At 74.1% G+C, this 5,630-nt stretch carries 4 protein-coding genes; 2 read left to right on the top strand and 2 right to left on the bottom strand.

Annotated elements, in window-relative coordinates:
- Positions 1 to 22: 22 nt before the first annotated feature.
- Entirely contained in the window at positions 23 to 1,681 is a 1,659-nt protein-coding gene (locus ACZ6TV_RS47660; protein ID WP_465306951.1) for an ABC transporter ATP-binding protein, read from the top strand.
- Positions 1,678 to 3,465, top strand: a complete 1,788-nt coding sequence (locus tag ACZ6TV_RS47665; RefSeq protein ID WP_465306953.1) for an ABC transporter ATP-binding protein — start codon at positions 1,678 to 1,680, stop codon at positions 3,463 to 3,465. The genes ACZ6TV_RS47660 and ACZ6TV_RS47665 overlap by 4 nt, the downstream gene beginning before the upstream one ends.
- A gap of 100 nt (positions 3,466 to 3,565) precedes the next feature.
- On the opposite strand, the gene ACZ6TV_RS47670 is transcribed toward ACZ6TV_RS47665, so the two are convergent.
- Both ACZ6TV_RS47670 and ACZ6TV_RS47675 read right to left on the bottom strand, forming a co-directional pair.
- Positions 3,566 to 4,504 (bottom strand): TauD/TfdA family dioxygenase, encoded by a 939-nt coding sequence (locus tag ACZ6TV_RS47670; protein WP_465306955.1) that lies wholly within the window; start codon positions 4,502 to 4,504, stop codon positions 3,566 to 3,568.
- Positions 4,505 to 4,570: 66 nt separating this feature from the next.
- Positions 4,571 to 5,611, bottom strand: a complete 1,041-nt coding sequence (locus tag ACZ6TV_RS47675) for an ABC transporter substrate-binding protein (RefSeq protein ID WP_465306957.1) — start codon at positions 5,609 to 5,611, stop codon at positions 4,571 to 4,573.
- Positions 5,612 to 5,630 lie beyond the last annotated feature (19 nt).

Below are 5,630 nucleotides of genomic sequence, written 5' to 3' on the forward strand. Positions count from 1 at the left end.
AATGAAAGCGCGGGTGAGGTCGATGAACGTCGACGGCGGCACACTCCTGCGGCGTTCGATGCTGGCACATCGCGGCCGCATCATCGCCTCCGCCGCCCTGTACACCGGGCACCAGGCCGGTGAGGCGCTCGTGCCGGTGCTGATCGGCGTCGTCATCGACCGCGCGGTGCGCACCGGCGACCCCGCCGCGCTGGGGCTGTGGCTCACGGTGCTGGCCGCGACGTTCGTGATGCTGTCGCTGAGCTGGCGCTTCGGCACCCGCGTCGGCACGGTCGGCGGCGCCCGCGCGGACCGCTCGCTCCGACTGGCGGTCACCGCCACGGCACTGGACCGCCGCGATCCCACCCTGCTGCCCGGCGCGCTGGTCAGCATCGCCACCGGCGACGCCCGCCGCACCGCCATGGTCAACTTCCAGGCACCGCACGGCGTCGCCGCGGTCTTCGGCGCCGCCGTCGCCAGCACCGCCCTGCTGGTCATGTCCGTCCCGCTCGGTCTGCTCATCCTGCTGGGCACCCCGCCGCTGCTGTACGTGGTGAAGCTGCTGAGCGCCCCGCTCGAACGGCGCAGCGCCGACCAGCAGGAACAGGCCGCCCAGGCCGCCGGAGTGGCCGCCGACCTGGTCCAGGGCATCCGGGTGATCAAGGGGATCGGGGCGGAGCGCACGGCCGCCGCCCGGTACCGGTCGATCAGCCGGGCCTCGCTGCTCGCCACCCTGCACACCGCCCGCGCCGAGGCCGGCTACAACGGCTCCGTGATCGTGGTCAACGGTCTCTTCCTCGCCGTCGTCGCGCTGGTCGGCGGACGGCTCGCCGCCGCCGGGGACATCACGATCGGCCAGCTCGTCTCCGCCGTCGGGCTCGCCCAGTTCCTGCTCGGCCCGCTCGGCACATTCGGCGAGATCATCGCCGCGATCGCCGGTGGACGCGCCTCCGCCGCCCGGATCGCGAAGGTCACCGGCAGCGGCGGCCCCTCCCCCGCCGCCGGACCGCCGCCCGTACGCGGGAGACTGTGCCTGTCCGGCACGGCGGGACCGGGCCTCGACGGCGTCGACCTCGAGGTGGCCGCGGGCGAGCTGCTCGGTGTGGTCGCCGACCCCGTCGCGGCGGGCACGCTGCTGCAGATCCTCGGGCGCGAGTCCGACCCCGCACACGGCACGGTGACCGTCGACGACCTCGACGTCGGCGACCTCGCACCGCAGGCCTGGCGGTCGGTCGTGCTCGCCTCGCCGCACGACGCGGACCTGTTCGACGGCAGCGTCGAGGCCAACATCCGCGCCGGCCGGCCGGGCGACATCACCGCCGCGGTCGCCGCGGCGCAGGTGGATCAGGTCGTGACCGTCCTCCCCGGTGGCCTCGCCACCGCCGTCACCTCCCGGGGCCGGTCGCTGTCCGGCGGGCAGCGGCAACGCGTCGCGCTCGCCCGCGCGTTGCACGCCGACCCGCCGGTCCTGGTCCTGCACGACCCGACCACCGCCGTCGACGCGGTCACCGAGGCCGCGATCGCCGCCGGCCTGCGCGCCGCCCGCACCGGCAGGACCACCGTCGTGCTGACCACCAGCCCGGCGCTGCTGGCCGCGGCCGACCGGGTCGTGTTCATCGCCGGCGGCACCGTCGCCGGCGAAGGCTCACACGCGGACCTCCTCCGGACCCGACCCGCCTACCGTGACCTGGTGCTGTCATGACGCTTCCCCCGCCCGAGCCCGCCGACGCCAGGGTCCTGCTGCCGATCGCCGATCCGGGGCGCACCCTGGCCGCGCTCCGGGCCGTCGTCCTGCGCCACCCGCTGCTCACCGCCGGATCCGCGGTGACGTTGCTGCTCGCCGCGGCGCTCAGCCTGGCCACGGCGCCCCTGCTGGGCCGGGTCGTCGACCTCGCCGCCGGCGGGGCCGCCGCCGGCCGGATCACCGGCCCGGTGCTGCTGCTCGCCGGATCGGCGATCGGCCAGGGCGCACTGGCGTTCGCCGGGCTGCAGCTGATCTCCCGCCTCGGTGAGCTGGTCCTCGCCGCGATCCGCGACGAGTTCGTCGAGCACGCGCTGCACCTGCCGCTGGAGCGGATCGAACAGGGCGGCGCCGGCGACCTGACCTCCCGGATCACCGAGGACGTCGCGATGATCAGCCAGGCCGTGCGCGGCGCGTTCCCGGAGTTCGTGCAGTCGGCGCTGATCATCACGCTGACCCTGGTCGGGCTGACCGCACTGGACTGGCGCTTCGGCGCCGCCGCGCTGCTCGCGGTGCCCGTGCAGGCCGTCACCGCCCGCTGGTACGTGCGCCGGTCCGCGCCGTTGTACGCCGACCGGCGGGCCGCCGCCGGCGCCGAACAGCAGCAACTGCTGGACACGATCGGCGGCGCGCAGACCGTCCGGGCGTTCGGGCTGCGCGACGAACACCTCGGACACGTGGCGGACCGCGTCGAGCGCAGCATCAGCCTGCTGTACCGGGTCGTCCGGCTCCAGACCCAGTTCTTCGGGCGGCTCAACATCGCCGAGGTCATCGGCCTCACCGCCGTCCTCGCAACGGGGTTCCTGCTGGTCGACTCGGGCACGGCGACCATCGGCGCGGCCAGCGCCGCGGCCCTGTACTTCGCGAACCTGTTCGGGCCGATCAACACGGTGCTGTTCCTGCTCGACACCCTGCAGTCGGCGCACGCGAGCCTGGCCCGGCTCGTCGGCGTCACCGACCTGCCCGCCGAGCAGCGGCCGCAGCCCGGCACCGTCCCGGCCGACGGCGCGGTGAAGGCTTCCGGCCTGCGGTACGCGTACCTGCCCGGGCACCCGGTGCTGCACGACATCGACCTGGACATCCCGGCCGGCAGCACCGTCGCGCTCGTCGGCGCCAGCGGCGGCGGCAAGACCACCCTCGCCAAGCTGCTCGCCGGGGTCCACGAACCGGCCGGCGGTGGTATCCACGTCGGCGGGGTGTCGCTGGCGGAGCTCGATGCGGAAACGCTGCGCCACGCGGTCGTCCTGGTGTCCCAGGAGGTCCACGTCTTCGCCGGCCCGCTCGCCGAGGACCTGCGGCTCGCCGCCCCCGGCGCCACCGACGAGGACCTCGACCGCGCCCTGCACACCGTGGGGGCGCGGGACTGGGTGGCGGCACTGCCGGACGGCGCGCGGACGGTCGTCGGCGCCGGCGGGCACGAACTGACCGTGGTGCAGGCGCAGCAGCTGGCCCTGGCCCGGGTGCTGCTCGCCGACCCGCTCGTCGCGATCCTCGACGAGGCCACCGCCGACGCCGGCAGCAGCGGCGCCCGCATCCTGGAGGCGGCGACCGCCCGGGTCCTGGAGGGCCGCACCGGCATCGTCGTCGCCCACCGGCTCACCCAGGCCGCGGCCGCGGATCTCGTGTTCGTCATCGACGACGGCCGGATCGTGGAGAGCGGCCCGCACGCGGACCTGGTCGCGGCCGGCGGCGGCTACGCCCGGCTGTGGGCCGCGTGGTCCGCCGGACGGGCGGACCACGCGTAGGAGCAACTCAGCCGCGCGGCACGTCGGACGGGCGGACCACGTGTAGGAGCAACTCAGCCGCGCGGCACGTCGGACGGGCGGACCACGTGTAGGGGGCCGCTCAGCCGCGCGGCACGTCGGACGGCTCGGCCATCGCGACCGCGATCTTCCGCGGGCCGGTGAACGGCTCCCGGCCGTGCGCGACCGACATGTTGTCGACCAGGACCAGGTCGTCGCGCTGGTAGTCGAAGCGGGTCGACGCGGCCCGGTAGCACTGGCGCAGGTGGGCGACCACGTCGTCGGGGATCGTGCCGCCGTCGCCGTAGAAGGAGTTGTTCGGCAGTCCCCCGGGGCCGTACACGTCCAGCAGCGCTTCGCGGACCTCGGCCGGCAGGCTGCTGTCGTGGAAGATCACGATGTGGTTGAACCACACCGGTGACCCGTCCGCGGGATGCTTGTGGACCGCGTCGCGGACGGCGGTGGTCCGCAGCCCGTCCCCGGCCGCCGACCATTCGGCGGTGATGTCGCCGGCGGCGCACTGCCGCTCGACGTCGGCACGGCTGTCCGTGTCGAACGCCGTGCGCCACCGCAGGCCGATGTCCTCGCCGTAGTTGCGCACGACCATCCACCGGCGCCGCTGGAACTCCTCGCGGACCGACGGGTCGATCAGGTCGTACACGTGCCGCACCGACGCGAGCGGGGTCGCGCCGAGCGTCGTGGGCGGCTCGACGCAGTGGAAGAACAGGGTCAGCGGCCACACCTTCTGGTACGACATCTCCGTGTGCAGCGGGATCTCCTCCTGCGGCGGGTACTCCGTGGAGGTGTAGACGTTGCCCTGGATCACGCTGCGCGGCGAGGACTGCTCGGTGTAGGACAGCGGCTCGCCGGCCACCGCCCGTACACCCGCCGCGAGCCCGCCGGCGCCGCCGACGTCGAAGCCGCGCAGGAGCACCGCGCCGCGGGTGGCCAGATGGTCCCGGATCTGCGCCCGGTCCCGGGTGAGCACGTCCGTGACCGGACCCGTGCCCTCGATGGTGACCAGGAAGTCCTTGCCGGTCATGGGATTCCCTTCTGAATGGAGCTCCGCCGGGCGGCCGTCGCGGCCGCCCGGCGGCGTACGGAACAGCTACTTGCCGGCGGCGGCGACGAGCTTGGGGACGATGGCGTCGATGGCGAACGGGATGCTCAGCGTCGACGGGAACGCCAGCGACAGCGCGGTGCCGACCTCCAGCGGCACGTAGGCGCCCCGCTTCACGGCCGCGAGGTTCTGGAACAGCCGGTCGCCCTCGACCTTGGCGCGCTCCTCCGCGGTACGGAACGAGAACAGCACCACGTCGGCGTCGATGAGCTGCGTGTTCTCCTGCGCGACGACCGCCCGGCCGGCGGGTCCGGCCTGCGGCAGGGTGGTGACGGACTTCGACAGCGTCAGCCCCAGCTGGGAGATGAACTGCGCCGACGCGTCGGTCGGCAGGATGACCGTGGCGAGGGCGCCCTCCCCGTTGAGGAGGTTGAACGTGAACGTCTTGCCGGCCAGCTTCGCCGCGTTGTCCTGCTTGACCTTGGCGATCTGCGCCTCGACGTCGGCGACGAGCCGGGCGGCCTCGGCGGAGCGGCCCAGCGCCAGGCCGATCCGCTTGGCCCGGGTCTGCCACGAGTCCTCGGCCACGTCGACCTCGTAGGACAGCGTCGGCGCGATCGCCTTGAGGTTGGCGTAGTCGTCGGCGAGGCTGTAGCTGTCGGTGGCCAGGATGAGGTCCGGGCGCAACGCGGCGATCTGCTCGAACGGCAGGTTGTCCTCATAGGACAGTTGCTTCGGCGCGGCGGCGCCCTTGAGCTTCGCCTCGACCCACGGCGGCAGGCCCGAGTCGAAGTTCGACGCCGGGGTGACGCCGACCGGCACGACCCCGAGGGACACGGCCTCGTCGATGTCGCGCATGAACCCGACCGTGACGACCTTCTGCGGCTTCGCCGGGATGACGGCGTCACCCTCGGCGCCCTTGATGGTCACCGGGAACGTGTCGGCGGACCCGCCGGACGGCGCACCGCCGGCCGGGGCCGCGGGCGCCCCGTCCTTGTCCGTGCCGCAGCCGACCAGCCCGGCGACCAGCGCACCGGAGGCCAGCCCGAACAGGGAGCGCCGGGTGAGCGGGGTGAGGATCTCCGTCATCTACGTGTGCCTTTCTGCA

The organism is Dactylosporangium sp. NPDC051087, from assembly GCF_055586325.1.